General features: G+C 60.7%; 19 protein-coding genes and 2 tRNA genes. 9 read left to right on the top strand and 12 right to left on the bottom strand.

Annotated features, from left to right (window positions below; all coding sequences use genetic code 11):
- Positions 1-31: 31 nt before the first annotated feature.
- On the top strand, positions 32-853 hold the full coding sequence (locus ACEUKI_RS08005; RefSeq protein ID WP_179133538.1) for a TetR/AcrR family transcriptional regulator: 822 nt from the start codon (positions 32-34) through the stop codon (positions 851-853).
- Positions 854-876: 23 nt separating this feature from the next.
- Positions 877-1,911, top strand: coding sequence for a glycosyltransferase family 2 protein (locus ACEUKI_RS08000; RefSeq protein ID WP_080785506.1), 1,035 nt, complete (start codon positions 877-879; stop codon positions 1,909-1,911).
- A gap of 73 nt (positions 1,912-1,984) precedes the next feature.
- Here ACEUKI_RS08000 and ACEUKI_RS07995 read toward each other — a convergent pair whose 3' ends face one another.
- Together ACEUKI_RS07995 and ACEUKI_RS07990 are read right to left on the bottom strand one after the other, a co-directional pair.
- Positions 1,985-3,619: a C69 family dipeptidase gene (locus tag ACEUKI_RS07995; protein ID WP_080785507.1), complete on the bottom strand. Its 1,635-nt coding sequence runs from the start codon at positions 3,617-3,619 to the stop codon at positions 1,985-1,987.
- 74 nt (positions 3,620-3,693) lie between these two features.
- Positions 3,694-3,766: transfer RNA gene (locus ACEUKI_RS07990), tRNA-Lys, on the bottom strand.
- Between the two features lie 175 nt (positions 3,767-3,941).
- On the opposite strand from ACEUKI_RS07990, the gene zwf reads away from it, so the two are divergent.
- The 3 genes from zwf (at position 3,942) to ACEUKI_RS07975 (ending at position 7,639) form a co-directional block, all read left to right on the top strand.
- Positions 3,942-5,480 carry a glucose-6-phosphate dehydrogenase gene (zwf, locus tag ACEUKI_RS07985; RefSeq protein WP_374156685.1) on the top strand — a complete coding sequence of 513 codons (1,539 nt, stop codon included), beginning with the start codon at positions 3,942-3,944 and terminating at the stop codon, positions 5,478-5,480.
- Positions 5,477-6,502: a glucose-6-phosphate dehydrogenase assembly protein OpcA gene (locus ACEUKI_RS07980; protein WP_080785509.1), complete on the top strand. Its 1,026-nt coding sequence runs from the start codon at positions 5,477-5,479 to the stop codon at positions 6,500-6,502. Before zwf ends, ACEUKI_RS07980 begins: the two co-directional genes overlap by 4 nt.
- Positions 6,503-6,796: 294 nt before the next feature.
- Positions 6,797-7,639, top strand: a complete 843-nt coding sequence (locus ACEUKI_RS07975; RefSeq protein ID WP_181896134.1) for a 6-phosphogluconolactonase — start codon at positions 6,797-6,799, stop codon at positions 7,637-7,639.
- A 129-nt stretch (positions 7,640-7,768) separates the two neighbouring features.
- On the opposite strand, the gene gndA is transcribed toward ACEUKI_RS07975, so the two are convergent.
- Together gndA and ACEUKI_RS07965 are read right to left on the bottom strand one after the other, a co-directional pair.
- Positions 7,769-9,223: an NADP-dependent phosphogluconate dehydrogenase gene (gndA, locus tag ACEUKI_RS07970; RefSeq protein ID WP_374156684.1), complete on the bottom strand. Its 1,455-nt coding sequence runs from the start codon at positions 9,221-9,223 to the stop codon at positions 7,769-7,771.
- 178 nt (positions 9,224-9,401) lie between these two features.
- Complete coding sequence (locus tag ACEUKI_RS07965) at positions 9,402-10,688, bottom strand: putative ABC transporter permease (RefSeq protein WP_080785512.1); 1,287 nt, start codon at positions 10,686-10,688, stop codon at positions 9,402-9,404.
- Positions 10,689-11,042: 354 nt separating this feature from the next.
- Here ACEUKI_RS07965 and ACEUKI_RS07960 point away from each other — a divergent pair, with 354 nt between their 5' ends.
- The 3 genes from ACEUKI_RS07960 (at position 11,043) to ACEUKI_RS07950 (ending at position 16,546) form a co-directional block, all read left to right on the top strand.
- The gene (locus tag ACEUKI_RS07960; RefSeq protein WP_080785513.1) at positions 11,043-13,673 is read left to right on the top strand and encodes a YhgE/Pip domain-containing protein; all 2,631 of its coding nucleotides are present in this window, start codon (positions 11,043-11,045) and stop codon (positions 13,671-13,673) included.
- Positions 13,670-15,832, top strand: a complete 2,163-nt coding sequence (locus ACEUKI_RS07955) for a YhgE/Pip domain-containing protein (protein ID WP_080785514.1) — start codon at positions 13,670-13,672, stop codon at positions 15,830-15,832. The genes ACEUKI_RS07960 and ACEUKI_RS07955 overlap by 4 nt, the downstream gene beginning before the upstream one ends.
- A gap of 114 nt (positions 15,833-15,946) precedes the next feature.
- Positions 15,947-16,546, top strand: a complete 600-nt coding sequence (locus ACEUKI_RS07950; protein WP_080785515.1) for a TetR/AcrR family transcriptional regulator — start codon at positions 15,947-15,949, stop codon at positions 16,544-16,546.
- 5 nt (positions 16,547-16,551) lie between these two features.
- Here ACEUKI_RS07950 and ACEUKI_RS07945 read toward each other — a convergent pair whose 3' ends face one another.
- From ACEUKI_RS07945 to ACEUKI_RS07910, 8 genes are all read right to left on the bottom strand, one after another.
- Complete coding sequence (locus tag ACEUKI_RS07945) at positions 16,552-17,115, bottom strand: FMN-binding protein (protein ID WP_080785516.1); 564 nt, start codon at positions 17,113-17,115, stop codon at positions 16,552-16,554.
- A 113-nt stretch (positions 17,116-17,228) separates the two neighbouring features.
- On the bottom strand, positions 17,229-18,026 hold the full coding sequence (locus ACEUKI_RS07940) for an ABC transporter ATP-binding protein (RefSeq protein WP_115769923.1): 798 nt from the start codon (positions 18,024-18,026) through the stop codon (positions 17,229-17,231).
- A 15-nt stretch (positions 18,027-18,041) separates the two neighbouring features.
- Positions 18,042-19,265, bottom strand: a complete 1,224-nt coding sequence (locus ACEUKI_RS07935; protein ID WP_144169582.1) for an ABC transporter permease — start codon at positions 19,263-19,265, stop codon at positions 18,042-18,044.
- A 33-nt stretch (positions 19,266-19,298) separates the two neighbouring features.
- Positions 19,299-20,603, bottom strand: a complete 1,305-nt coding sequence (locus ACEUKI_RS07930) for an ABC transporter permease (RefSeq protein WP_080785519.1) — start codon at positions 20,601-20,603, stop codon at positions 19,299-19,301.
- Between the two features lie 21 nt (positions 20,604-20,624).
- A complete protein-coding gene (locus ACEUKI_RS07925; RefSeq protein WP_080785520.1) occupies positions 20,625-21,893 on the bottom strand; it encodes a DUF2318 domain-containing protein in 1,269 nt (422 codons plus the stop codon).
- A 151-nt stretch (positions 21,894-22,044) separates the two neighbouring features.
- Positions 22,045-22,740 carry an iron transporter gene (locus ACEUKI_RS07920; RefSeq protein WP_080785521.1) on the bottom strand — a complete coding sequence of 232 codons (696 nt, stop codon included), beginning with the start codon at positions 22,738-22,740 and terminating at the stop codon, positions 22,045-22,047.
- 138 nt (positions 22,741-22,878) lie between these two features.
- On the bottom strand, positions 22,879-24,807 hold the full coding sequence (locus ACEUKI_RS07915; RefSeq protein ID WP_374156683.1) for an FTR1 family protein: 1,929 nt from the start codon (positions 24,805-24,807) through the stop codon (positions 22,879-22,881).
- Between the two features lie 171 nt (positions 24,808-24,978).
- Positions 24,979-25,329 (bottom strand): hypothetical protein, encoded by a 351-nt coding sequence (locus ACEUKI_RS07910; RefSeq protein ID WP_251847682.1) that lies wholly within the window; start codon positions 25,327-25,329, stop codon positions 24,979-24,981.
- A 279-nt stretch (positions 25,330-25,608) separates the two neighbouring features.
- On the opposite strand from ACEUKI_RS07910, the gene ACEUKI_RS07905 reads away from it, so the two are divergent.
- A tRNA-Ser gene (locus ACEUKI_RS07905) sits at positions 25,609-25,693 on the top strand.
- The last annotated feature ends 57 nt before the right edge of the window (positions 25,694-25,750 follow it).

Genomic DNA, 25,750 nt, shown 5'->3' with positions numbered 1-25,750 from the left:
TAAGCTGAACCGCATGGCACATTCTTCACGTATGACATCGCTGCAACGCCGCGAGCAGCTGATCGAGGTCGGGCGCGCGCTGTTTGCGTCCAAAGGCTTCGAGGCGGTAAGCGTGGAGGAGATTGCCGCGCACGCCAAAGTCTCCAAGCCAATCGTATATGAGCATTTCGGCGGCAAAGAGGGCCTGTACGCCGTCATTGTGGATCGTGAAATGCGCGCGCTGACCAGTGTGCTCACCGCCGCGCTTGACGATCCGACCGTGCACCCGCGCCAGATTGTGGAACGCACGGCGCTTGCGCTCCTCACCTATATCGAAGAGAATGCCGAGGGGTTCCAGGTACTGGTACGCGACTCACCGAGCACCGACCCGTCCGGCTCATTCAGCTCGCTGATGGGAGACATCGCCGTACGCGTTGAAGACATTCTTTCCGAAACATTCAAACGGCAGAAGCTGTCTGCCAAGGGCGTGCCGTACTACGCGCAGATGCTGGTGGGCATGACCGTATTCACCGGGCAGTACTGGGCCGACCGACCAAAGGTGAGCAAGGAGCAGCTGGCCGCATACATTGTGGATTTGGCCTGGCATGGCCTGAGCCGGCTTGACTCCAAGCCCCAGTTGTTCTTTGAGGGCGCCAAGGCGCGGAAGGAGGCCGAGCGCCGAGCCAAGCGCGAATCCGATTCCGGCAGCCCGGATTCAGACCAGACAAGTTCTACCCAATCGGATCCCGAGCACGCCACCGGGGAAGATTCAGGGTTGCAGAACATGAGTTCAGGGGCACAGGTTGCGCAACACTCTGCCGAGTCGGGAGGCGAAGTGCTACGGTTTGAACAGGAAACTGAACATCACGACTAAATATGTGAGGACGTAAGACTTTCATGGCCAGCACGGCAAAGACGCTCACCTTTGTGATCCCCGCATACAATATGGAGTCCTACCTCGACCGTTGCGTGGACTCGCTGCTTTCGGCAAGCGACATCAGCGACCTCGAGGTGCTGATTGTGGACGACGGTTCGAAAGACGGCACGCTGGAGTACGCGCGCAAGCTGGAACGAGCCAATCCGGGCGTCGTGCGCGCGATTCATCAGGAGAACAAGGGCCACGGCGGCGCGGTGAACACCGGTATCGCGGCGGCGACCGGCATGTACATCAAAGTGGTGGATGCGGATGATTGGGTCGATCCGCAGGCCATCGACACGGTTCTGGCCACGTTGCGCGCACAGCATGACACCGACGAACCGATTGACATGCTGGTGACCAATTACGTGTATGACAAGGTGGCTAAGCGGCACAAGACCGTAGTGAACTTCCGCCGTGTGATGGAGGCCGGCCGCGTGCTCGGCTGGGATGACCTGGGCAAGTTCGGTCTGGCGCAGTACATCATCATGCATGCGCTCACCTTCCGCACGCAGGTGGTGCGCGATTCCGGGCTGAAGCTGCCGGAGCATACGTTCTACGTCGATTTCTATTACTCGTACCAGCCGTTCCCGTGGGTGAAGCGCATCCAGTACCTCGATGTGCCGTTCTACCACTACTTCATCGGGCGCGAGGGTCAGAGCGTGCAGACCGACGTGATGATTAAGCGTGTGGACCAGTTGCGGCTCGTCAATCGGCTGATGACCGAGGCCACGCCCGAACGCGGTACGGTGCCGGAGGGGCTGTACCGGTACATGATTCACTTCCTGGCGATCGAATCGTGCGTTACCTCGGTGTTCCTGATTCTCTCGCGCAACCCGGCCAACTACGTTAAGAAAACCGAGCTGTGGGATGCGATTGACGCCTATTCTCCGGCCATCGGCAAGGATGTGCGCTCGCAGCTGATGTCCCGCGCGCTCAATCTGCCCGGTAAAACCGGCCGCTGGATCGTGCGCAACGGCTATCTCATCGCCGAACGCATCGTCGGCTTTAACTGATTCGGATTGTGGTTTTGCCCTGCTGGCGCGTTATCAGCAGGGCATCCCTATTACCTCCCCAGCCGAGGTTTTTCTACTCGGCCCAACGGTCGGACATCGCGAAGCTGTTGTGCATCAGGTTGCTGGAGGTGTATAGCACGTCGTTCAACAGCTTGGTTGTGTGCTCGCGCAGGTAGTCGGCCATCTCGTCGTTGGCCGCTTCGAGCACATCCGCCACGCCCTGCACATCCTTCTCATCGCCGTGGCCGCCATCGAGCGGCCATGCATTCGTATCCGTCGATTCGGCATCGCTTCGAGCAAGCAACCGCTCATCCGTGCGCTCGATGAGCCGGTGCCCGAACGCGCGCATGCCTTCCGCATAGCCCTCGATGAACCGGTTCGTCTCATACCAATGCGCATCGGCCACGACGGCGATCAGGCGGTTCGTCCAATACAGGTTGCCGGTGGAGACTTCGGGCGTGGTGTCGCGCAGGTAGGCAGGCGTGTCGTTGACGTTCGCGTAGAACGGCGCGGCGGCGGTGAACGGACCGGAGCCGAACGATACCCACATCACCGCGCGATTGGCCGCCGGCACATACGGGCGGACCTGAATCGCCACCATATGGCCGGTGCGGTTCACGCCGATCGGACGGTAACGGTGGCGCGATTCCGCCGTGCCGGTCGTGCCGTACGGGTCGTACGACGTGCCTTCGAAGTGCGAGGACAGCAGGAAATCAACGTCTTCGAGGCTCACCTTGTCTTCCGGCACGCGGCACCACGGGATGTCGTCGGATTCGGGCGTGTAGCGGGCGGCCGGCGAATCCCAGTCCTCGCTGGGGTTGAGGCGGCGTTGCATGTACCAGGCACGCGGCGTGTTGTAGATATGGTCCTTCGGCGTCGCGGTGCCGAAGGCCTTGCGCGGGTTGAAGCGGGTGGGAAGGGCAACGGTTGTTCCGAATCCGGCGCTATGCACGTGACGGCCGTTGGAAGAGACCGGCGTTCCCATTGTGCGGTCGAGGTGATGCGTGGCCATGAACTCGCGCAGGTCGGCGCTGCATAGGTATTCGCGCTGCTCGCCGAACGCATCGGCGAGGTCGAAGTCGTCGATGCCGAGCTGGTTGGGGATCGTGGCATAGCAGTCGTCGGGCACTCGGCGGGCGATCCAATGGTGGCCGCCGATGGTCTCGACGTACCAGATCTCGTCCACATCCGAAATAATCACACCGTTCGATTCGTAGGTGCCGTAGGTTTCGAGCAGTTCGCCCAACCGCGCGACGCCCTCGCGCGCGGTGGTGACGTACGGCAGCACAAGGGTGATGATGTCTTCCTCACCGATACCGCCGGGCTGCTCGGCCTGATAATCGGTGCTGTCCGGTTCGCCGACAGCCGGCCGCAACTCGACCATCGGGTCCGCACCGAGCACGCGCTCGTTGACAGCGATGGTTTCGGTGGCGCTCATCGCCACGTTGTGTTCGTTGGCACCGGCTTCGGCCAGAATGCCACGATTATTCAGCACGTTCGGTGCGATGGTGTACCGGCAAGGATTGTCCGGTAGTTCGATTTCGACATGGCTCAGCACGCTGCGGTAGTGGCGCGGCTGGTCGTCGGGGGCGACGGCGACGAAGCGCTTGGGATCGTAACGGCCCGAGCCCGAATCGTCATCGCGGGCGATGATGGTGGAACCGTCGTAACTGGCATTTTTGCCGACAAGAATCGTGGTGCATGACATGGGACACCACTCTAGGAGCCAGGCTGGTCGAAACAAAAAATCCTTGGAACCATTGCGATTCCAAGGATTTGTTGTGCCCCCTGTGGGATTCGAACCCACAACCCACGACTTAAAAGGACGCTGCTCTAACCGTTGAGCTAAAGGGGCAACTCTTCTAAAATACACACCGTTTTGGGATATTTCAACTACGGCGTTGCGTACACGTTTGCGTACGCGATTGGCCCAACGCACGGCACAGCACACGCAATGTGGTCCAAATCGCAGCCCAAATCGCATATCGCCTCTAGCGATAGATAGCCGCCGGCGACTACCCTTGTACATTATGAGTGAATCCCCCAATTGGAGCAATCCCCTGCGCGACTCGCGCGACCTCAGACTGCCCCGTATCGCCGGCCCGTGCAGCCTCGTCATTTTCGGTGTCACGGGCGATCTGGCACAAAAGAAACTACTGCCGGCCGTCTACGACCTGGCGAACCGTGGCCTACTGCCGCCGAGCTTCGGTCTGACCGGCTTCGCCCGCCGCGACTGGACACAGGAACGGTTCATCGAATTCGTCAAGGCCGCCGTCCAGGCGCATTGCCGTACGCCGTTCAAGGAGTCGACTTGGCGCAATCTGGCCGCCGGCATCCGCTTCGTGCAGGGTACGTTCGACGACCCGGAGGCCTTCGAGCGTCTGAGCGCCACCGTGCAGGAGCTTGACCGCGACCGCGGCACGCAGGGTAACCATGCCTTCTACATGTCGGTGCCGCCGCGCGCCTTCCCGCAGGTTGCCAAGCAGTTGGCCGCCTCCGGCCTGTCGCGCTCGTCCGAGGGCGCATGGCGCCGCGTGATCATCGAGAAGCCGTTCGGCCATGATCTGGCCAGCGCCAAGGAACTCGACAGCGTGGTATCCGAAGTGTTCGACCCGAGCTCCGTGTTCCGCATCGACCACTACCTCGGCAAGGAAACCGTGCAGAACCTGCTGGCCCTGCGTTTCGCCAACGCCATGTACGAGCCGATCTGGAACGCCAACTATGTGGACCACGTGCAGATCACGATGGCCGAGGACATCGGCATCGGCGGCCGCGCCGGCTATTACGACGGCATCGGCGCCGCACGCGACGTCATCCAGAACCACCTGCTTCAGCTCATGGCTCTGACCGCCATGGAGGAGCCGGTGAGCTTCACCGCCAAGGACCTGACCGCCGAAAAGACCAAGGTGCTTTCCGCCGTGCGCTTGCCCAAGGACCTCGCTGCCAACACCGCGCGCGGCCAGTACGCCAAGGGCTGGCAGGGCTCGCACGAAGTGGTCGGCTACTTGGAAGAAAAAGGCATCGACCCCAAGAGCACCACTGAAACGTACGCCGCCATCCGCCTCGATATCGACACCCGCCGCTGGGCTGGCGTGCCGTTCTACCTGCGTTGCGGCAAGCGCCTCGGCAAGCGTGTAACCGAAATCGCCGTGGTGTTCAAGCGCGCCCCGCATCTGCCGTTCGAGCAGACCGCCGTGCGCGAACTCGGCAAGAACGCCATCGTGATTCGCGTGCAGCCCGACGAGGGCGTCACCATGCGCTTCGGAGCCAAGGTGCCGGGCGACTCCACCATGGAGGTCCGTGACGTGAACATGGACTTCAGCTACGGCCGCTCCTTCACCGAGAACTCGCCGGAAGCCTATGAGCGACTGATTCTGGACGTGCTGCTCGGTGATCCGCCGTTGTTCCCGACCACCGAAGAGGTGAACCTCAGCTGGGAGATCCTCGATCCGATTGAACAATTCTGGTCCACGCTTGGCCAGCCGCAGGCCTACCGCGCCGGTACGTGGGGTCCGGCACAGGCCGACGAAATGCTGGCGCGCGACGGCCGCCACTGGAGGATGCCATGATCATCGATATGCCGAACACCCGCACCCGCGAGATTGCGCACAAAATCGAACAGCTGCACGAGGAGCGCGGCGAATCGGCGACCGGCCGCGTGCTGACGCTGCTCATCGCCACCGAGGACGCGGACCTAGAGCATGCGCTGGAAATCGCGAACTCGGCCAGCCGTGAGCACCCGTGCCGCGTGATTGCCGTAGTACCGGATACCAATCCTGCCGATCAGTCCGGCGAAGGCGAACCGAACGCGGCCGAAGTGGCCGCCGAGGTGAGCGCGAATCGCGATAATCCGGCCGTCGATTTGACCGACGGCCCGAACGATCCGAACGATTCCAACCTGAACGCCCAAGTGCGATTCGGCGCGGACGCCGGTGCCGGTGAGATCATCATCTTGCGTCCGCGCGGTGGCCTTATCAACCACCCGGATACGCTGGTTATCCCGCTGCTTGTGCCGGATGCGCCTGTAGTGGCGTGGTGGCCGACCACACCGCCGTCGAACCCGGCCAAGGATCTGATGGGTGCGATGGCCCGCAGTCGCATCACCGACGCGTTGCACTCCAATAATCCGGAGGCCACGATTGAGCGTTTGCGCCGCAATTGGACACCGGAAGATATCGACTTGTCCTGGACACGACTGACCGTCTGGCGCGCAATGCTCGCCTCGATGCTCGATCAGCCGCCGCACCTGCCCATCACCGCCGTGAAGGTGACCGGCAAGGCCGACTTCCTGCCTCTGGAAATGCTGTGCGCATGGCTGCGTCTGAAACTTGGCGTACCAGTCGAAACTGAGTTCGTGCCCGACGCGCAGGCCGTGACCGGCGTGTACCTGACCTGTGAGGACGGTGTGATCTCGCTGGAACGCCCGTATGAGGACCAAGCGCTGATCTTGCTGCCCGGCCAGACTCCGCAGGAAGTGTCCGTGCCGATGCGCACCATCGAGGACTGCCTGACCGAGGAACTGCGTCGCATCGACCCCGATGAGATCTACGCCGAGGTCATCAACGAGGGCTGGGATCTGATTCGTCACTGAAGTCGGTAGAACCCGTTGCCACAGCGGCGTTGGCATGAGTTCGGCAATTGTGGCCGAGCCATGCTAACGCCGTTGCTCATCGTTTCCTACCTCATGCGATGCCGAAGCTCATGCCCGCGGAGTAATAAAGTGACATATGCGATGTCGCACAATGTGCATTGTGTTGTCAACTGACAACACATTTCATTGCTGCAAATGGCTAGATTCCCGCCATGCCACCCGTATTATGCGTTGTCAACTGACAACACAATCCACATTGCAAAGTACGACACATACCCCATACAAGGACCATACATGGCAACTCGAAAACTCATTGTGTATCCGAATAAAGATCTGATGATTCAGGCTGGCGCGCAACGTTTTGTCTTGGCGCTACTCGATTTGCTCGCCGAACGATTGCCTGATGGCACGCATCGCACGCGTGTGGATGTGGCGCTGTCTGGCGGTTCGGCCGCGCAGCCGTTGGGCTTGGTGCTGAGCGATCCGCTGGCTGATGCGATTGATTGGTCGCGCGTGCATTTCTGGTGGAGCGACGAACGTTTTGTGCCGGCTTACGACACCGATCGCAATGCTTTGGAGGCCCGTCGCCTGCTGCTTGACCAGCTGGTGGCAGATGGCAAGCTGCCTGAATCGAATATTCATGAGATGGCGGCCGATACCCGTTCAGCCGATGACATCGCCGATGTGATGGATCAGGCCGACAGCGATGATGCTTCCGTTCGCGCCGCCGCCGATGCCGCGAATGATGCGTTGCTGGACGATGCCGCGAGCGACTATGAGCGCGAGTTGGTGAATGAATTGGGGCCGGAACCGGTAATCGATCTGATGATTCTCGGCATGGGACCGGACGGTCACTATGCGTCGCTGTTCCCTGGTCATGATGAGGTCAAGGTTACCGATAGGCTCACCATGGGTGTGAACCACTCCCCCAAGATGCCGCCGCTGCGTGTTTCATTGACCGCGCCGCTCATCGCGCGTTCACGCCATACGTGGTTCTTCGCCGCCGGTGCCGGCAAAGCCGAATCGCTGGCCCATGTCTTCGAGCAGCCCAACAACCCGGATTACCCGTCCTCCTACGCCAACGGAGTGGACGAGTTCACCTGGTTCTCCACCGAAGAAACCGTCACCGAGTTGTGAGTGAATTAAGCCCCCTCTGATGAGGGGGCTTAATTTGTCTATGGCTGCGCCTCGATCTCAGGCTTATCCGCCTCGCTCCGAAGAGGGCCGGGGAGCCCACCGGACTCCCCTAAGCCCGAGATCGCGAGGCTACGCCTCGATCTCGAGCTTGCACTCTTCGGCCCACAACGTGTGGAACACGCCGGGCTTGTCTACGCGGCCGTAGGTGTGGGCACCGAAGAGGTCACGCTGGGACTGGGTCAGGGCGGTGGGCAGGCGCTTGGAACGCAGACCATCGTAGTAAGCCAGGGAGCTGGAGAACACCGGGGTCGGGATGCCGGCTTCCACCGCGCGAACGATCACGCGACGCCATGCGTCCTGCGATTCGCCGATGATCTTCTCGAAGTACGGATCGAACAGCAGGGAAGCCGGCGGGTTATCGCCCCTGAAGGCCTCGGTGATGCGGTCGAGCAGGAACTGGGCGCGAATAATGCAGCCGCCACGCCAAATGCGGGCCACTTCGGACAGGTTGATATCCCAGCCGTATTCCTTGGCACCGTCCTGAATCTCGTTCAGGCCCTGAGCATAGGCCACGACCTTGGAAGCAAACAGAGCCTTGCGCACGTCCTCGACGAACGCGGCCTTGTCCTCTCCGGCCAGATCGATGGTCTTATTCGGCCCAGCCAGACCTTCCTTCTGAGCGTCTTCACGCAGCTCACCGTGCGAAGACAGTGCGCGAGCGAACACTGCCTCACCGATGGCAGCCACAGGAGAACCAAATTCCAGACCGGTCTGCACGGTCCACGTACCAGTACCCTTCATGCCGGCGTGATCCACGACCACGTCCACGAACGGCTTGCCGGTCTCGGCATCCTTGTGGTGCAGAATCTCAGCGGTGATCTCGATCAGGTAGGAATCAAGATCGCCCTTGTTCCATTCAGCGAACACGTCGCCGATCTCCTCGGCATCCATGCCGAGTCCACGGCGCAGAATGTCATACGCCTCACCAATCACCTGCATATCGGCATACTCGATGCCGTTGTGCACCATCTTGACAAAGTGGCCGGCACCATCGGTGCCGATGTGGGTCACGCACGGTTCGCCGTTCACCTTGGCGGCGATGGACTGAAGAATCGGGCCCAAGGTCTTCCAGGATTCCGCAGTGCCACCAGGCATCAGAGACGGGCCGTTGAGCGCGCCTTCCTCACCACCGGACACGCCGCAACCCACGAAGTGGAAGCCCTTGGCACGTACTTCCTTCTCACGCTTGATGGTGTCCTTGAAGAAGGAGTTGCCACCGTCGACGATGATGTCGCCCGGTTCGAACACCTCTTCCAGCTGCGCGATGGTCGCGTCGGTCGGAGCACCGGCCTTGACCATGATGATGGCGGTACGCGGACGCTTCAGGGACGCGGCGAATTCCTCGAGCGTTTCGGCCGGCACGAAGTTGCCTCCGGTGCCATGCTCGTTCATGAGCTTCTCGGTACGCGAGTAGTGACGGTTGAACAACGCCACCGTGTTGCCATGGTGCGCCAGATTACGCGCCAGATTGGAGCCCATTGCGGCCAGTCCAATCACACCAATGTTTGCTGTAGCTTCGGCCATGTGCCTTGCCTTTCGTTTGATTGTCCCATCGTCATCACGCGCGTCACAAACCAGCGCATCAGCGGAGGGAATCATTCCTTCAACGCTTGAAAGTGTATCCCGCTTACCACCCACACGCGAGGACTGTCTTAGGTTCTACGCACCTTCTGCCCGCGAAGCGTAATCACTTGCCAGCCATTCACATACGCCCGGCCTTGGAAGGGTCGATATGCATGGTCTGGAAGCGATTGGCCATGTAAGCGTCGCCGTAGCGTTCGCTGAACCACATCGCGACCGGTGAATCCTGCGGCTGGCCGGCCATGCGCCCATACCAGCAATCCAAGGCCATCAGCGTGAAGGCAATGTCGATCACCATCAGCACCGTGCATACCGCAGTCAGCGAATACCGCACTTTCCATGGAATGCGATTAATCAAAGCCAGCAGTCGCGGCAACAGCCACTTGACCCACACCACACCAATCAGTCCCCAGAAGAACATGAATTGCCCGGAGGTGCGCCCGTCGATCGAGAGCCATCGGCCGGTGTAATCCCACGCGGTAATACCAAACGCCACTTCCATGAACCAGCTGGTGCAATATTCGAACGCGCCGCCGATCACCGCCGAAGCGCAGAAAATCAAGAACGGATTCGCCTTCCACAGGCGATTCAGGCACACGGTTACCAATACCGCACCACAGCCGTAAATCGGCGAGAACGGGCCCCACAGCAAACCCGCGCGGTCCTGAAGTTCACCGTTATACAGCGCCATATGGTAGATCGTCTCCACAATCAGGCCACCCACCGAAGCGATGGTAAACAGCCAGAAGATATTGAAGAAGTCCAGCGCAATATAGCCCTTGCCGGACTGGTCGCGGCCTAGCATGCCGGCCGCCACAGCCGATTCATAATCATCGCGATCGTCCATACGCCTGAGCGCGCGCTGCAGACGGCGTTCCCCGCTCAGGGAGGGATCGGCGGTCACCGAAATCACGACGAGAATAATCATCTGAATCAGCGGCAGCAGCAGGTTGAAGCCAAGGCCGGTCAGGGCCAGCGACAGCATGCCGTCGGCCAACGTCAACGGCATCAGCACGTAGGTCCAGCGCGCGGCATACCGGCGATGATTGCGCAGCAGCATCACGCCGAACACAATCAGGCATGCGGCACTGACTACCAGCACCACCGCATGAATCGCGGACAGGATGAAGGTCAGGCTCATCACATCGACGTGCACATGACCATCCAGAATCTCGCGCACGGTATAGAGGATGGAAATCACCATAATCGGCAATGTGGCGAGTCCGTCCAGCAGCACGACCGCGCCATAGATGCGCGCCAGAATCGGTAATCGCTTGGCGTTCAGGTTCAAGCCGGTGTCGTCCAGTTCGGCGGCCACCAGATCGGTCACGGCTGCAACCTCGGCGTCACGGTTCTCCCGCGGCTTGCCGGGGGTAGTGGCCGTGCCATCGTCCTTGAATTCAACCATGGTTTCCTCCTCACATAGCGTCCCCTCACGCTATCACCCGATTGCGGTTTTGCCGAACTTGATGGGCGGTCGGTACATGTCTGTCTACATTGCCGAGCACTGAGCCTATCCATCGCGTTCAGGAAACGTCCAAAAACCATCCAGAAATCTTGTCAATAAGTTCCAGAACGCCTTTCGCTCTGCCCAGCGACGCACGATAAGCCGCTGGGCAGCGGCGTTATTCCGCCAAAAACATCATCAATCACCCCATTAATCTCCAGCAGCCGTATTACGCTACTACAACCGTAGCGCTACGATTAACGTATCGCTACGGAAAACGTAGTAACCAAGCAACACCAAGCTCCGGAGGTATCAGTGGGCAATATCTTCAAGGTCCTCAAACGCGACTTCCTACGCCTGTTCAAGGTGCCGGCCGCATGGGTGATCCTGTTCGGCATGGTGTTTATCCCGCCACTGTATTCGTGGTACAACATCGTCGGCTTCTGGGACCCGTACGGCAATACCAAAGGCATCACCGTCGCCATCGCCAACAATGACGACGGCACCGACAACGCGCTCATCGGCAAGCAAAACCTCGGCGATCAAATCGTCAAGCAGATGAAAAGCAACGATCAGCTCGGCTGGACCTTCGTCACCGAAGCCGAGGCCATGGACCAGGTGGAATCCGGCAAGGCATACGCAGCCATCATCATCCCCAAAGACTTTTCCGACGATCTCGCCGGCGTGGTGACCGGCGGCAAGAGTCGGCCCACTCTGGAGTATTACGTCAACGAAAAAGCCAGCGCCATCGCCCCCAAAGTCACCGACGTCGGCGCGTCCACTGTGGACCGCACGGTCAATTCCACATTCGTCTCCACCGTATCCGAAGTACTTACCGAAGTCATCAATACGGTTGACGGCAAAGCCATCAGTACCGAAGACACCACCAAAGCCAAGGCCCTCACGGCCCTTGCCGAGGCCTCCGGCGATGTGCAGCACACACGCAGCACCATCGCCAAGCTCACCACCAAACTCACCGATACCCCAGAGCAGACACGCACCGCACGTCAGGCGCTGGACGACGCGCGCACACTTGGCATCGACACTGCAGAAGGTCTGGCCGGCGTCTCCACCCTGATCGGCACTACCCAGACCAGTCTGAACGGCTTCGTCACCTCCACGTCCGAAGCACTTGACCAAGGCTCAAGCCTGCTGAGCCAGGCCGCAGCGCAGGCCAACCAAAGCGTGGGCACGGTAACCGGAACCATCAGCGCCGCCAATCAGCAGGTAGGCGGACTGATCAATACGGCGGAAGACATCAACCAAGCGAACGCCGACATCATCGACCAGCTCAAAGGGCTGCCGAACACCAATCGAGAACCGCTGCAATCCGCCATTGCCACACTGGAAAGCCGCAATAGCGAGCTTGCCGGCGCACTGGGCAACCTCGATAGCCTGAACACCACTATCGGCAACGCCTCCACAGACACCGCCGGATTGGCGCAGCATCTCAATACCGCCACCCAAACCACGGTGCGCGAGGCCAATACCGCTCGCGGCACCATCACCTCCGGCGCCATTCCTCAGCTCAACACCGGTCTCAACGCCCTCAGATCGACCGCCAGCACTCTGTCGACCGGCATCACGTCGCAAGGCTCACTCATCGACCAGTCGAAGCACACCCTCGACCAACTCGACAAAGCAACCTCCACCACGGTGACCGCGCTGCGCGACACCGATAAGGCGCTGGCCGGCGTGCAAACCAAACTCGATACGCTGGCCACCGACATCAAAGCCCTGAGCATCTCCAGTTCACTCAGTTCCCTGATCGGCACCGACGGCAAGCTGGATGCCGCCACAATCGCCGACTTCATGCTCTCCCCCACTGTTATCAGCGAACAGGCCGTCTACCCGGTCGCCTCCTATGGTTCCGGCATGGCACCGCTGTTCACCACCCTGTCTTTGTGGGTGGGCGCGTTCGTGCTCGTGGTCATTCCCAAACTCGAAACCGACGACGAGGGCATCGACGATCTCACGCCAACCCAAGGCTATCTCGGTCGTTTCCTGTTGCTGGCCACACTGGCTGCCGTCCAAGGCCTGGTCACGGCCACCGGCGATCTTGTCATCGGCATTCAATGCGCGAGCGCCCCAGTGTTTCTGCTCACCTGCGTCATCACCTCACTGGTGTATATGTCGGTGATTTTCGCCCTCTCCACCATGTTCATGCACGTGGGCAAAGGCGTATGCGTGGCGCTGGTCATTCTGCAGGTGCCGGGCGCCTCCGGCCTGTACCCGATTGAAATGATGCCCGCGTTCTTCCGCGCCATCTACCCGCTGCTGCCGTTCACCTATTCGATTGACGCAATGCGTGAAACCATCGGCGGCTTCTACGACGGCCTCTGGTTCGCCTATATCGGCAAATTGCTGGTTTTCGCGGTTCTGGCCTTTGCGCTTGGCCTCGGCGCCCGGCCGAAACTGGCCAATCTCAACCGCCTGTTCGTGCGGGAAATCAAGGAAAGCGACATGATTATCGGCGAGCCGGTGCACCTGCCCGGCAGCGAATACCGTGTCACTCAGGCCATTGCAGCACTGGCCGACCGCGACGAATACCGTCATGCCATCGAACGTCGGGCCGCCAAATTCGCCTACCAGTATCCCCGGCTGCTGCTGGGTGCGCTTATCGCCGGATTCGTGGTGCCGGCCGCGCTCATTATCGTGTTTGCGCTGACCACCAGCGAGAAAATCGTAGTCATGGGCACATGGCTGGCATGGGTGCTCATCATCATGGGCTTCCTGATGGTCGTGGAATTCATGCGCGATTCCATCCGCCGCCAAACCGAGCTCGGCAACCTCTCCGACGAGTCGATCCGCGCCATGCTGTACGGGCATAATGCCAAGCGTCGCGACGCCTCCGCCGAACGCCACGAAGAAGCGGACCCGAGCGCCGCCGTTACCGCAATCATCCCCACTATTCCGCCGACCAAGGAAGGCAGGCACGCACGATGAACACCATGTGGAAACTGTTTACCGGCGACATCAAACGCCTGACCAGCAACGTGGTCTCCATCATCATCGTGATCGGCTTGGTGATGATTCCTGGCCTGTTCACCTGGTTCAACGTGGCCGCATGCTGGGACCCGTTCTCGAATATGAAGAACCTGAAATTCGCGGTGGCGAATGTGGATGAGGGGTATCGTTCCGACCTGATCCCGGTGAAAGTCACGGTCGGCGATCAGGTGGTGAACGCGCTGCGCGCCAACAGTCAGCTCGATTGGACGATCACGTCCAAAGCCGATGCCGTCGAGGGCGCACGATCCGGCAAATACTACGCGGCCATCGTAATTCCGAAGTCGTTCAGCAAAGACATGATGACCTTCTTCTCCGACGACGTGCAGCATGCCGAACTGACCTATTACCGCAACGAGAAGAAGAACGCGCTGGCACCGAATCTGCTCAACGAGGGCACGGATGAGGTTGCGGCGGAAATCAACACCACGTTCGCTAAGACCATCACTTCGGCCGGGCTGGAAATCGCGTCTTCGCTGGCCGATCAGCTGTCCAAGCCCGAGGCCAAAGAGCAACTGAATACCTTCAACGCCAACATCGCCAATTTCGCCACACAGCTTGACGATACGGCGGATCTGCTTGGCACATACAGCGCATTGACCGATACGGCCGGCGCTTTGCTCGACACCTCGAACTCACTGATCACTCAGGTTTCCTCTGCCGCCAAACAAGGCGGCAAGGATCTTGCCAGCGCCAAACAGGAAGTCACCGGCGTGGCCGGAGCCTTGGGCACCACCGCTGACGCGATGAGCAGCGCACTGGACGCGAGCGCCTCCAGTTTCGGCGCGGTGTCCGATTCCATAGACAAGCTGTATTCCGACGCGGATGATGGTGCCACCACGGCCGCCGACGAATTGGACCGTCAAGCCACGGCCATTGGCAAGCAGACGGAGAAATACACTGGAATTCGCAACACGTTGGCCGGCATACTGGGCAACGACTCATCCATCATCACGGCGATTGACCGTTCAATCGCACGACAAAACAGGCTGCGGCAAGCGCTGAATACGGCGGCGACCGATATTCGCCAAGGCAATCAGGACGCGCTGGATCAGCATGCGCAGGTCAAGAATCTGGCTGATCAAGCGCAGAACAGTATTGCCAATATCAAGTCAGATTTCTCGGCCACGGTGAAACCGCAAATCGACTCCCTGTCGTCCACCGTCGCTGGCGCCTCCGGCATACTGAGTTCCGGCGCCACCCAGTTGGACTCCACGCTCGGCGACCTGAAGGGGACTTCCGACGACGCCAGCGATATGCTCAGCGACGCTCGCACTACCTTGGACAAGGTGTCCGGCAAACTGCGTTCCGCCGGCGCCGAACTGGCTTCGTTCAACAGCACACTGAGCGACGCACTAAACAGTGGCGATATGAGCATGGTCAAAGAGGTGCTGGGCAATGATCCCGAAACGCTGGCCAGTACGTTGGCCGCGCCGGTGCAGCTCAGGCGCAAGGCCGTATTCCCGGTGGCGAATTTCGGTTCGTCGATGGCATCGTTCTACACGCTGCTGCCGCTGTGGGTGGGCGCGCTGCTGATGGTGGTGACGCTGAAAACCACCGTGTCTCGCCGGACGCGCAAAGCATTGGGCGATCCGCGGCCGCATCGGCTCTTCCTTGGGCATTACGGGGTGTTCGCGCTGATTGCGCTGCTGCAATCCACGGTGTCGCTCGGTGGCGATCTGCTGTTCCTGCGCGTGCAGGCCGTGCATCCGCTGCTGTTTATGTTGTCTGGATGGCTGGCCTCGCTGGTGTTCTCGTTCTTCACCTATACGATGGTGGTGAGTTTCGGCAATGTGGGTAAGGCAATCGGCGTGCTTATGCTCATCGTGCAGATTTCGGGTGCGAACGCTGCCTACCCGGTGCAGATGTTGCCCGACTTCATCGCCAAAGTCAGTCCGTTCTTGCCGCTCACCCATGCGGTGACGATGATGCGTGCGGCCATCGCCGGCATCTACGACATGGATTACTGGCGGGCCGTCGGAATGCTGCTGGCATTCGTGCCGCCGCTACTGTTGCTTGGGCTGTTGCTCAGGAAGCCACTGGTGCGGTTCAACCAGTGGTATGTAGCCAAAGTCGAGAGCACTAAAGTGCTGAGCTAGTAGGTATTATCCGGGAGTTGCCTACAAACGGCATGGACTTACCACCCTCAGTCTGGCTTTGCCAGCCAGCTCCCGCCGGCGGGAGCGTACGAGAGCATATTTCGAAGAGAAGAGATGGCGGAGATGACAGACACGACGGCGACACCGCGCGGTGAGCGCACGCGCGAGGCGACGGATCGCAAGCTCATGCGAGCCACGCTGCAGATTGCGGTGGACCGCGGCATCAGCGGCGTGACCATCGAGGAGGTGGCCCGTCGCTCCGGTGTGGCCAAAACCACGATTTACCGCCGATATCATAATGCCGACGAACTGCTGCACGAGATCAGCGCGATGTATCTGGCCATCCCGGATTCCGACCCAGTGCCCAGCCCCACGCGTGAGCATTTCACGCAACTTTTGCACCGATTGGTCGATTGGGTGCGCGACAACGACATCGACGTCAAGCGCGTGGGCATTGTATTGTCCAGCGAGGCCGAGTTCTTCCAGCACATCGTCGACCAGGTGGTGACCCCGTGGCTGGAGCGTGTGGGGGCGTTCCTCAAGCAGGGAGTCGCGCAGGGCGTGTTTCGCGAGGACGTTGACGAGAAGTTGCTGTTGTCCACGATTATCGGATCTTTGGTGGCGTATGAGGCCATCGAGGGCAAAGCAATGGACGACGACACCGCCTGGGCCTCGCGCATGGCCGATCTGCTGTGGCCAGCATTGCTGAAGTAGCGGTCTTACTCCTGAATCGAAGCCTCCTGGCGGGCGACTTCGAGGGCTTTGTTGAAGGCGTCGGAGGTCCAGCTGGCGCCGGCGACCTTGTCCACTTTGAGACCCTTCAGAGGTTTGCCGTCCACCACGCCGTTAATGGCTTTGGCGAAGTCGTCCTGATGGTTCTTGGAAATCGTGGTGAACGGGTGCCCAATGATTTTGACGGTCTCGACGTTGCCGTCCTTGATGGTCAGATGGACGTCGATGGAATCCTCGCCTATCGGGCCGTACTGGCCGTTGATCGAGTAGTTGCCGTCCTTGTAGTTGCCGGTGTCCTTCTTGTCGGACGTGGTGGTGGACGGGTCGTTGTGCGATGAACCGGAATCGGAGCCGTCGGAGCTATCGGAGCCGTTCGACTGGGATTGCGACTGCTCTTCCTGCGACTTCTCGGTCTCGCCCGAGTTGCCGGCGTACGCATCGTCCATCGGCGTGGCCTTGGATTCGCCGCACCCGGCCAGCAGCGCGCCAGCCACGACCAGTCCGGCCGCCGCCAATGTCGCGGATTTCTTCAACGTATTCTTTTCGGTCATATTCACGCTCCTTAAGCCCCCTCTGACGAGGGGGCTGTCAGCGAAGCTGACTGGGGGAGAGACCATCAGCTTGCCATGTATTCCTCACATACTGCTCGATACCCCTGACGGCCCTACTCCTCGCCGCCGGTTTTCGCGGCCTTGGTGGGGTCAGCGAAACCAATGGCGGTCTCGCCGTTCTGCGCGCCCTCGACCTGCGCGCCCGTGGAGGCGGGCTTGCCACCGGCCGCCTCATAGGCCTTGCGCGCATCCTCGTCATTCCACTTCTCACCGACGAGCACGCCATGGTTGAGCATGATCTCGCGCTGCGCGCAGCTGGCGACCAGCGCATCGTGGGTGACCACGATAATCGTGGTGCCCTGCTCGTGCAGCTTGCGGAACAGGTCGAGCACGATTTTCTCGTTTTTCTCGTCGAGGTTGCCGGTGGGCTCATCAGCCAGAATCAGCTTCGGGTCGTTGATCAGCGCGCGGGCCACGCACACGCGCTGCTGCTCGCCGCCGGAGAGCTGGCCGGGCAGGTGGTGGGCGCGGTCCTTCAGGCCGACCTTTTCCAGCGCCTCCATGGCCTGCTTCTCATCGACCGCCGAATGGTAGTACTGGGCCACCATCACGTTTTCCACGGCGGTCAGGTGCGGCACCAGATAGAACTTCTGGAACACCAGTCCGATGAGGTTCTTGCGCACGTCGGCCAGCTGCGTGGCGTTCAGGTCCTCCAGCTTGCGGCCTTCCAGCTTCACGGAGCCCTTGGAGGGCGTGTCCATGCAGCCAATCATGTTCATCAGCGTGGTTTTGCCTGAGCCGGAGGAGCCGACGATGGCGAGCCATTCGCCTTCCGGCACGGTCAGATTGAGGTCGTCCACGGCATGCAGGTCGCCGTAGATCTTCGAGATGTGGTCGAGTTCAAGTAGCATGACGTTTCTCTTTCTTTATTCTTCGCGAAGCACGACGGCGGGGTCGATGCGGGTGGCGCGGTGGACGGGCGGGATGGAGGCGACGATGGCGACCAGCGCGCTGAACAGCACGGAAATCAGCGCCAGCCACCAGTTGAATACGATGGAGCGTTCGAACACCGCCACGCACAGCCAACTGGCGAGTCCGTAGCCGATTGTGGTGCCGATGAGGCCGCCAATCAGGCCGTAGAGCGACGATTCGATGTAGAACTCGGTGCCGATGGCACGCGAGCTGGCACCGAGGGCCTTGCGCAGGCCAATCTCGTTGCGTCGCTGCGAGACGATCGAGCTGATTGTGGTGCCGACGCCGACGAGCGTCAGCACCAGCACCACCAGCGAGACGATCCAGAACAGCGTCTGCAGCATGGTGATGATGCGGGTGTCGGAGGCGGTGATCTTGGTGACCTGCTGTGCCTTAACGTGCATGGAGGTCATGTCGTTGATACTGGACACCAAGCCCGCGAGATCGCTGGCACCGGCCGAATACTCGATGACGTCCACGCCGCGCGTGATGCCGGTGAGCTTGTTGACGTCGGCGTTGGTGGCGTAGATGATCGAGTCCTCACTGCCGCCGGTGTCCACGATGCCGGCCACGCGGAATTCGGTACCGGAGGTGTCCATGATGTCACTGGAGACACGGCCGTCTTTGGTTTGCTGGTCGATCGAGGAGTTCGACGAAGTGCCGTTGGTGCTGGCGTTATCGGATGCACGGTAGCCGATGGTGATGGCGGAGCCGATTCTCAGGCCGATGGCGTCGGCGATGTCGCGTCCGACCAGCACCTTGCCGTCGGTCGGCCACGAGCCGTCGACCACCCAGTGATGGTTGAGGTTCTTGACCTGCGCCGCATTCACGCCGGCCATCACGTACGGCGAGGCGTTGACGCGCACGTTCTCGTAGCGGTAGGTGGCGTATTTCGCGGAACCCTTGGCCTTGACCATTTCAGTGGTGTGCTGCACCATCGCCTTGTCGATGCCGGCCTTGCCGTCAGCATTGGTCGATTCGGTGGGCGTGACAATCAGGTTCGCGCCGTACGCACGCATCTCCTCGTTCATCTGCTGCGGCACGGCGAGGCAGATCATCGCCAGGCAGAACAGTGTGGCCGCGCCGACCAGCGACGCCACCACGGCCATCACCGCGCGCGAACGCCGGCGGAACACGGCGCTGAACAGCATTCTGAAGAACATACCGGTGTTGGTCATCGGCTTCCTCCTTCCACACCTACGTAGATAAACTCAGCGACCATGGAGCACCTCCGCGGGCTTGAGATTCAGAATCGAACGAATCGAGGAGGCGGACGCCAGCAGCACGGTGACAGCCAGCAGCACGAACACCAGCACGAACACCATCGGCCGCATCGTGATGCCGGAACCGAATACCACCCGGCCTATCAGCTGGGCCACGCCGGAACCGAGCAACGCGCCTACAATCGCGCCCAGCAGCGAGATTGCCGCCGTTTCGGCCAGCATCAGGCGGGATACCGCGGCATCGGTGGCACCGAGCGCCTTGAGCAACGCCAGCTCGCCCGACCGTTCGCCGATCGAGGCGACCATCAGGTTGGCCACGGCCACGGCTGCGGCGATCAGGCTCAGCACGGTCATCAGAATCATCACGGCCTGCGTCTTCTGCAGCACATTGCCCTGCAACGCGGCGACCTGACGCACCTGCTTGGCCACCGCGCCCGGAATCACCTCTTCGATCTGGTAGGCGATCGAGCTCGGGTAGGCGGTGCAGTACCAGGTCTCCCATTCCTCCTGGCTCAGCGCGGCCGGGTTCGCGGCGGCCTTACGGGCCAGGTCGTTCTCCGGCGTGGTCAGGGCCTTGACCTCGATCTTGTCGACCGAATCGGGCAGGTCGGCGAGCACCTGGGCCGTGGAGGAGACGATGTAGAGCGAGCCGTTGTCCTCGTCGCCGGAATCGTAGACGCCGGTGAGCTTGATTTTCTGCTCGTTCTTCTTGCCCGAGGCGGTGGTTTTGTTGAGGGTGATGGTGTCGCCGGTGATCACGCCGAGTTCGGAGGCCAGCGTCTTGCCGATCACGCCTTGGTCGGAATCGTCCTTGGGCCACTTGCCGTCCAGCTGCCACCACGAGCGCATGCCTTCCACGCCCACGACGGTGGTCTCGCCGGTGGAGATCTTGAGGTTCTTGTTGAACCACGTGCCGACGACCGGCACGTTGGTACCGTTCACCGTGGCATGGATGTTGAGCTGCGGCGCGAAGTTGGTGATGTTGAACGACCAGAAGATCGTCTTGATCTTGGCCGCGTCCGACTCCTTCAGAAAAGCGGTCGGGTCGCTGGTGGACGCCGCGCCGCCCGACTCGGTGTTGTACAGGTCGGAAACGACCGCGTCCGCCTTGGGCTGCACGGTGATGTTCGAACCGTAGGTGGACAGCTCGGCGTTGAGCTTGTCGCCCACGTCGAACACGACGCCCAGCATCGATACGGACACGGTCGCCGACAGGCATACGGTCAGCGCGATAAGCAGGCGCCGGCGCAGCTGTCGGGTGAACGAGCGAGTAATCATACGCAGAAAGAACATGATTCTTGCCTCCTGCCTGACTCACTGGAAGTGGGCGCTCAGCGCGTCCAGATCCGTAGTTTGAATGGTGATCTTGCCGTGGCCGGTCTTGTACGGGAATGGTATCGGGTTGCAGCCACCCTTGAAGCCGATGGTCGCCAGGTTGATGGCCACCTCGCACTTCTTGCAGATGATCTTGCCGTCCTTCTCGTAGTAGCCGGCGGCGCCGCAGTTCTCGCAGGCGTCCAGGCCGATGCCGTACGCGCCACCGTTCTTTCGGATGATGATGAAGCGCATGACGGTGCCGTCCTTGGCCTTGTATTCGAAGCGGTGCAGGTGGCCGTCCTCGACCTGGCTGAAGGGGATGGTGGCCACGCCGTCCTTGAGCGAGTAGGCTTCCGGCGGCGAAAGGGTGATGGTCTGATGGGTCGCGGCGACGCCCACGGTCAGGGTTGCGGTGACGCCGATCATGGCCACGAGGCTCCAGACGGCGGAAGCCACGGCGCGGCGGCGGAACGCCTTGTGCTTGCGGCCGATGGCTGCGTTCGCGCCGGTCAGCGGCATGCGGAAGCCGGCCACCACGGAGGCGACGGCCGGAATCAGGAACACGAACGCCTGGGCCATGATCATCCAGTCGTTGTGGTTGATCGACCAGGCGAGGGCCACGAATCCCGTGTGGCCCATTGGGAAACCGCGTGCCTGCAGGATCTGCATGACACCGGTCAGGTGCTGGACGAACAGAATCACCAGCACCACGAGAACGGCGGCGGTGAACGAGGCACGCACCGCGGTCGAACGCATCGTGCGGAAGATCGCGGCCACGATAATCGACATGGCCAGTCCCAGCGCGAAGCCGAGCGCGCGCAGCAGCATGGCGGACGTGAAGATCGGGTCGCCGGGCTCCACCCAGATGGTCAGCTGCAGGATCACGTCCGGCAGCGCGTAGAACAGGGTGAGCGCGATGCCGATGGCGGCGACGGCGTTCGCAATGTGCATGAACACCTTGTGCTGCTGCCAATTGGTGGTGATGCGGCGTGCGAACACCACCACGACGATGGTGAGGATGTCGGCAATGATCGCGCACCACAGCACCGGATAGTTGACGAACGTGCGCTGGTTGATCACGGCCGAGGCACGCAGACCGGCGAATATGATAGCGGCGATCAGGCCAACGGTCAGGCCGATGAGACGCCAATGCGAGCTTATCGGCTTATCTCGCCCCTCGCCGACCGTGAGCATCACGCTCAGGCTCATCACCAGCAATGTGGGGGCCAAGGTGCCCGGCATCACTGCCACGAATTGTTCAAGCATTCGCGTCCTTTCTCTGTTCACCTTAGGCTCCCCTCCCTGAGGGGAGCTGTCCGCAAAGCGGACTGAGGGGAGTTTTTTAGACCGTCCTAAGAATTATCTCCCTAGAGCGGCGTAAAGCCCCCTCTGACGAGGGGGCTTTACGCTTAGTCAATCACCACTGACGCGGGGTGTAGTCCCAGTTGTCGAAGGTGACCTCGATGGGCTCGGTCCAGAACTTGTGGTTCTTGACACCGGTCTCCGGGTCAACGTGGAGCATCCAGCCGTTCTTCTCAGGGGACTCGATGGAGAGCTTGAGCTGGTAGGTGCCAGCCTTGTCGAGCTTGACGTTGGCACCGTAGTGCGGGCCGTCGGAGGCGTTCATCTGCATGAAGGTACCGGAGGTGGCGGTGCCGCCCTCGACTTCCTTGCCGGTGGACTTGTCGATGATGGTGTAGTTCACAGTCAGGTCAGGGACGAAGTCGCCCTTGCCGTAGCCGTAGTCGGTGCCTTCCTCAGAGGCGTGGATGTCGGCTTCCAGGTGGAAGGAAGCGTCAGCAGCCTTCAGACCCATGGAAGCAGGGTACATGTCGATGGGCTGGAAGTAGACGGCACCCACGGTCAGCGGGCCAGCGGCCTTGTCCTGCTCCTCGGCGGTGCCGGAGGGGCCGACCGGGACCTCTTCGAAGCCGGAGGTCTCAGTCGGGGCGTCGGCCTTCTTGGAGTCGTCCTTCGTGGCGGTGTCGGAGGAGCTGGTCGAGGACTTGGTATCGGAAGCGTTGTTGGTGGAACCGCAAGCAGCCATCGAAACAGCCATGGAGCCGGCGAGCAGCATGCCGAGCAGAGCGGCAAGCTTCTTGTTCTTCATCATTTCTTTTATTCCTTTTTGTTGTGGTGAATGGATTATTCACGACTTATCTGTTTTTTAGTTGTGGCGGCGTGGGCTGGAATCGCTTCCGTTGCCATGTCGCAAGTTGTGTTGCGCGAGATGGTCGCACCGGGCGTTGTGCTACGCCTGCGCGCTCTCCTCGTTAGCCTTCGCGTCCGACTTGCTCGCACCGGCCGCAAGCTGGGCCTTGGCCTTACGCTGTTTGGCAAAGCCGACCACGAACAGCGCGATGACGGCGATGGCTGCCAGTACCTGGGCGATGATGCATTCGACGTACGGGTAGAATCCAAGCCAGTCGTTGGTGGGAACGCCCGGCAGGTAGCTGGCGGGCAGCAGGTCGCCCTCGATGAGCGCGTGCACGCCGCCGCCGGCGAAGACAACCACCAGCACGGACATGAGGATCGAGGTGACCAGGAAGAACGGGCCAATCGGAATCTTTACGGAGGTGAAGCGAATCACCAAGAAGATAATCACGAGCACCACGGCGGCGGCGAGCGCGCCGACCACCATGCCATGCGTATCCTGGCTCATCGTGTAGATGGACTGGTAGAAGATCACGGTTTCAGCGCCCTCGCGGAACACGGCGAGGAAGCTCAGCATGGCAAGCGAAATCACCGTGCGGGAAGCCACCTTCTCGCCGGATTCAACCTGCGAGGAGACGGAGGCCACCGCGGCTTCGGTCTTTTCCTTGATGTAGCGGTTCCAAGCCTCGACCGAGGACTTGTTGAGCATCCAGTTGCTGGTCCACAGCAGCATGCACATGGCGACGAGCGCGCAGATGCCTTCCATGATCTCCTGCAGCGGGCTGGAGCCGCCGAATGCGAGCATGAAGATGACCGCCACAATGCCGGCACCGGCCAGACCGGCGAGCACGCCCACGTAGATCCACTTGGTGAAGCGCTTGTTGCCGGACTTGACGAGGTAGGCCACCACAGCGGCGACCACGAGCAGGGCCTCAAGACCCTCGCGAATCAGAATCAGGAACGCCTGGCCGACCGAGCTGGTGATGAACTTGAGGAAGCCGCCCTCCTCATCGGCGGCACCGCCGTCGAGCTTGGCGGCGTCGGTGGTCAGCATGTTCTTCAGGTCGTCGACGTACTTCTTGACTTCGGAAGCAGGCTTGCCGATGTTCATCGAGGAGCGGCACAGCTTGAACTGGTATTCCACCTGGGAGACGCGGTTGCCGCTGATGGCGCTCAGCACGGTCTTCTCGAAGCCGAGCTTCTCGTAGTGCTGGTAGTAGGCATCGTTCACGAGCGTGGCACCCTTGGCAGCGTCGCCCCCCTCGTAGGCCTTGTAGGCGTTGTCCAAGATCGGAAGCATCGCGTCCGCGACTTCCTTCCAGGTCTTGGCCGTTTCCTTGGTGCGCTTCTTCTTGGCGCCGAGCTCCTTGCGTTCCTTGGCGATCTGCTTCTGGAGGTCTTCGGAGTACTGCTTCGGGTTGGCGAGGTTGGTGTTGGCGTCGAGCTGCTGGGCCGTGGCGTCGAGGTCGGCGGTCAGGTCGTTGACCTTCTGGGTGAGCTGATCGGCCTGGCCTGACGTGAACACCTGGCTTTGCAGGTCCTGGAAGGCCTGCTGCTGCGCGGTCTGCTTGTCTGCGCCGATGGTGTCGCTCACCACTTTGTTGAAGTTGGACGTCACGTAGACGGTGGTGTATGCAGCCCCGAAATCGGACTTGGCACCCATTGGGTTGCCGTCCTTGTATTCCTTAAGGCCTTCCTGCAACTGCGCTTCGACGGCCTTGGCAACGTCGGCCCAGGTCGCGTAATCGACGCTGGTGGTATCGTCGCTCTTGACGGTGGCAGCAGTGGCAGTGGTTGCCGGCGTCACGGCGAACGCGGACTGCGGAATGATGGCGGAGGGGAGGAAGGTCGCGGCGATCATCGCAAACAGAAAAACGATGGCCGCAAATGCACGAGCCAAGACCGTGGCCGACTGCAGACGACCGGTGCTGCCCGACTTCGCGCGCACGCGAGAAACGGCAACGCGCGTATCACGTTCCCGAATCGTGTTCATTTCAGCGGACTGCGCGCAGGCGCGACGAACCATGCTGAATTCCTCTCACTTCAAGTACTCGAATGGTCCAAAAAACAACTATGAATTCTATAGAAAAAAATTCTTGAACAACAGTCTTGATTTTCTGACGGGTGCGAGGTAATAGAAGAGGCGTTTTAGTGCTTTTTAACCCCGTAATTATTTCACTATCTGAGATAACTATGCTCAGAGAGGATGGCTTTCCCGGAATGTGAACGGCAACACCACATATTCAACCGGATGCGCGAGGCCGCGCTGCACCCAGATCCGCAGGGCCGCGAGTCGTTGCGCCGCGGTTGGTCTAGGGTGCTCGCGCAGAGTGCGGAAGGTCTCATCGGTGCGATGCGGGTTGATGCCGGCGGCGAGTAGAACCGCTTGGGTCACGGCGTATAGGGCCTGCCCGATCAGGGGAGAGCCGAGTGCGCTGCCGATATGCCAGAACAGGGCGAACGTGAGCGTATCAAACAGCGGATGCTGGGTGTAGTAGTGGTGCAAACCGGACGATTGCAGATATTGGGCAAGCGTATCGTCGCGCATCGAGCCCGGCCAGGTGAGTATGAGCCACGGCAGCCAGGCGATAGCGATCGTGAGCAGGTAAGGGAGGAATCGCGCGCGCGGGTGTGTGGGCCCTGCACAAGCATGCGGCCCTTGTGCAGATGTTGCGCGGAACTTTCCAGTGGGTCTTTCACCCGCAGTAATCATTCTTCGCATCCGCGTCGCGACACGCGCCACGCCGAAGCGTGCACTTATCCGAAACCTGTGGTAACTTATTCGAGTTGCCTGCGGAACACAGTTCAACTGCGCGCTGCAAAGCATGGAGGATTCGCCTAGTGGTCTATGGCGCACGCTTGGAAAGCGTGTTGGTGTAACAGCCTCACGAGTTCGAATCTCGTATCCTCCGCCCTCGCCGGAAGCCTTATTTTTCTAGGGCTTCCGGCCTTTTTCTTTCCTCCCGATT

Origin of the sequence: Bifidobacterium sp. 2450 (assembly GCF_041900695.1) — a bacterium.
GTDB lineage: Bacteria > Actinomycetota > Actinomycetes > Actinomycetales > Bifidobacteriaceae > Bifidobacterium > Bifidobacterium longum.
Note: the sequence above shows the minus strand (reverse complement) of the source record. Positions and strands in the feature narration are given on the sequence as shown.

Excerpts from the sequence above, each read along its gene's own strand:
- ACEUKI_RS08005 (WP_179133538.1), top strand. The coding sequence starts at position 32 with ATGACATCGCTGCAACGCCGCGAGCAGCTGATCGAGGTCGGGCGCGCG.
- ACEUKI_RS08000 (WP_080785506.1), top strand. The coding sequence starts at position 877 with ATGGCCAGCACGGCAAAGACGCTCACCTTTGTGATCCCCGCATACAAT.
- ACEUKI_RS07995 (WP_080785507.1), bottom strand. The coding sequence starts at position 3,619 with ATGTCATGCACCACGATTCTTGTCGGCAAAAATGCCAGTTACGACGGT.
- zwf (WP_374156685.1), top strand. The coding sequence starts at position 3,942 with ATGAGTGAATCCCCCAATTGGAGCAATCCCCTGCGCGACTCGCGCGAC.
- ACEUKI_RS07980 (WP_080785509.1), top strand. The coding sequence starts at position 5,477 with ATGATCATCGATATGCCGAACACCCGCACCCGCGAGATTGCGCACAAA.
- ACEUKI_RS07975 (WP_181896134.1), top strand. The coding sequence starts at position 6,797 with ATGGCAACTCGAAAACTCATTGTGTATCCGAATAAAGATCTGATGATT.
- gndA (WP_374156684.1), bottom strand. The coding sequence starts at position 9,223 with ATGGCCGAAGCTACAGCAAACATTGGTGTGATTGGACTGGCCGCAATG.
- ACEUKI_RS07965 (WP_080785512.1), bottom strand. The coding sequence starts at position 10,688 with ATGGTTGAATTCAAGGACGATGGCACGGCCACTACCCCCGGCAAGCCG.
- ACEUKI_RS07955 (WP_080785514.1), top strand. The coding sequence starts at position 13,670 with ATGAACACCATGTGGAAACTGTTTACCGGCGACATCAAACGCCTGACC.
- ACEUKI_RS07950 (WP_080785515.1), top strand. The coding sequence starts at position 15,947 with ATGGCGGAGATGACAGACACGACGGCGACACCGCGCGGTGAGCGCACG.
- ACEUKI_RS07945 (WP_080785516.1), bottom strand. The coding sequence starts at position 17,115 with ATGACCGAAAAGAATACGTTGAAGAAATCCGCGACATTGGCGGCGGCC.
- ACEUKI_RS07940 (WP_115769923.1), bottom strand. The coding sequence starts at position 18,026 with ATGCTACTTGAACTCGACCACATCTCGAAGATCTACGGCGACCTGCAT.
- ACEUKI_RS07935 (WP_144169582.1), bottom strand. The coding sequence starts at position 19,265 with ATGACCAACACCGGTATGTTCTTCAGAATGCTGTTCAGCGCCGTGTTC.
- ACEUKI_RS07930 (WP_080785519.1), bottom strand. The coding sequence starts at position 20,603 with ATGTTCTTTCTGCGTATGATTACTCGCTCGTTCACCCGACAGCTGCGC.
- ACEUKI_RS07925 (WP_080785520.1), bottom strand. The coding sequence starts at position 21,893 with ATGCTTGAACAATTCGTGGCAGTGATGCCGGGCACCTTGGCCCCCACA.
- ACEUKI_RS07920 (WP_080785521.1), bottom strand. The coding sequence starts at position 22,740 with ATGATGAAGAACAAGAAGCTTGCCGCTCTGCTCGGCATGCTGCTCGCC.
- ACEUKI_RS07915 (WP_374156683.1), bottom strand. The coding sequence starts at position 24,807 with ATGGTTCGTCGCGCCTGCGCGCAGTCCGCTGAAATGAACACGATTCGG.
- ACEUKI_RS07910 (WP_251847682.1), bottom strand. The coding sequence starts at position 25,329 with ATGCGCGACGATACGCTTGCCCAATATCTGCAATCGTCCGGTTTGCAC.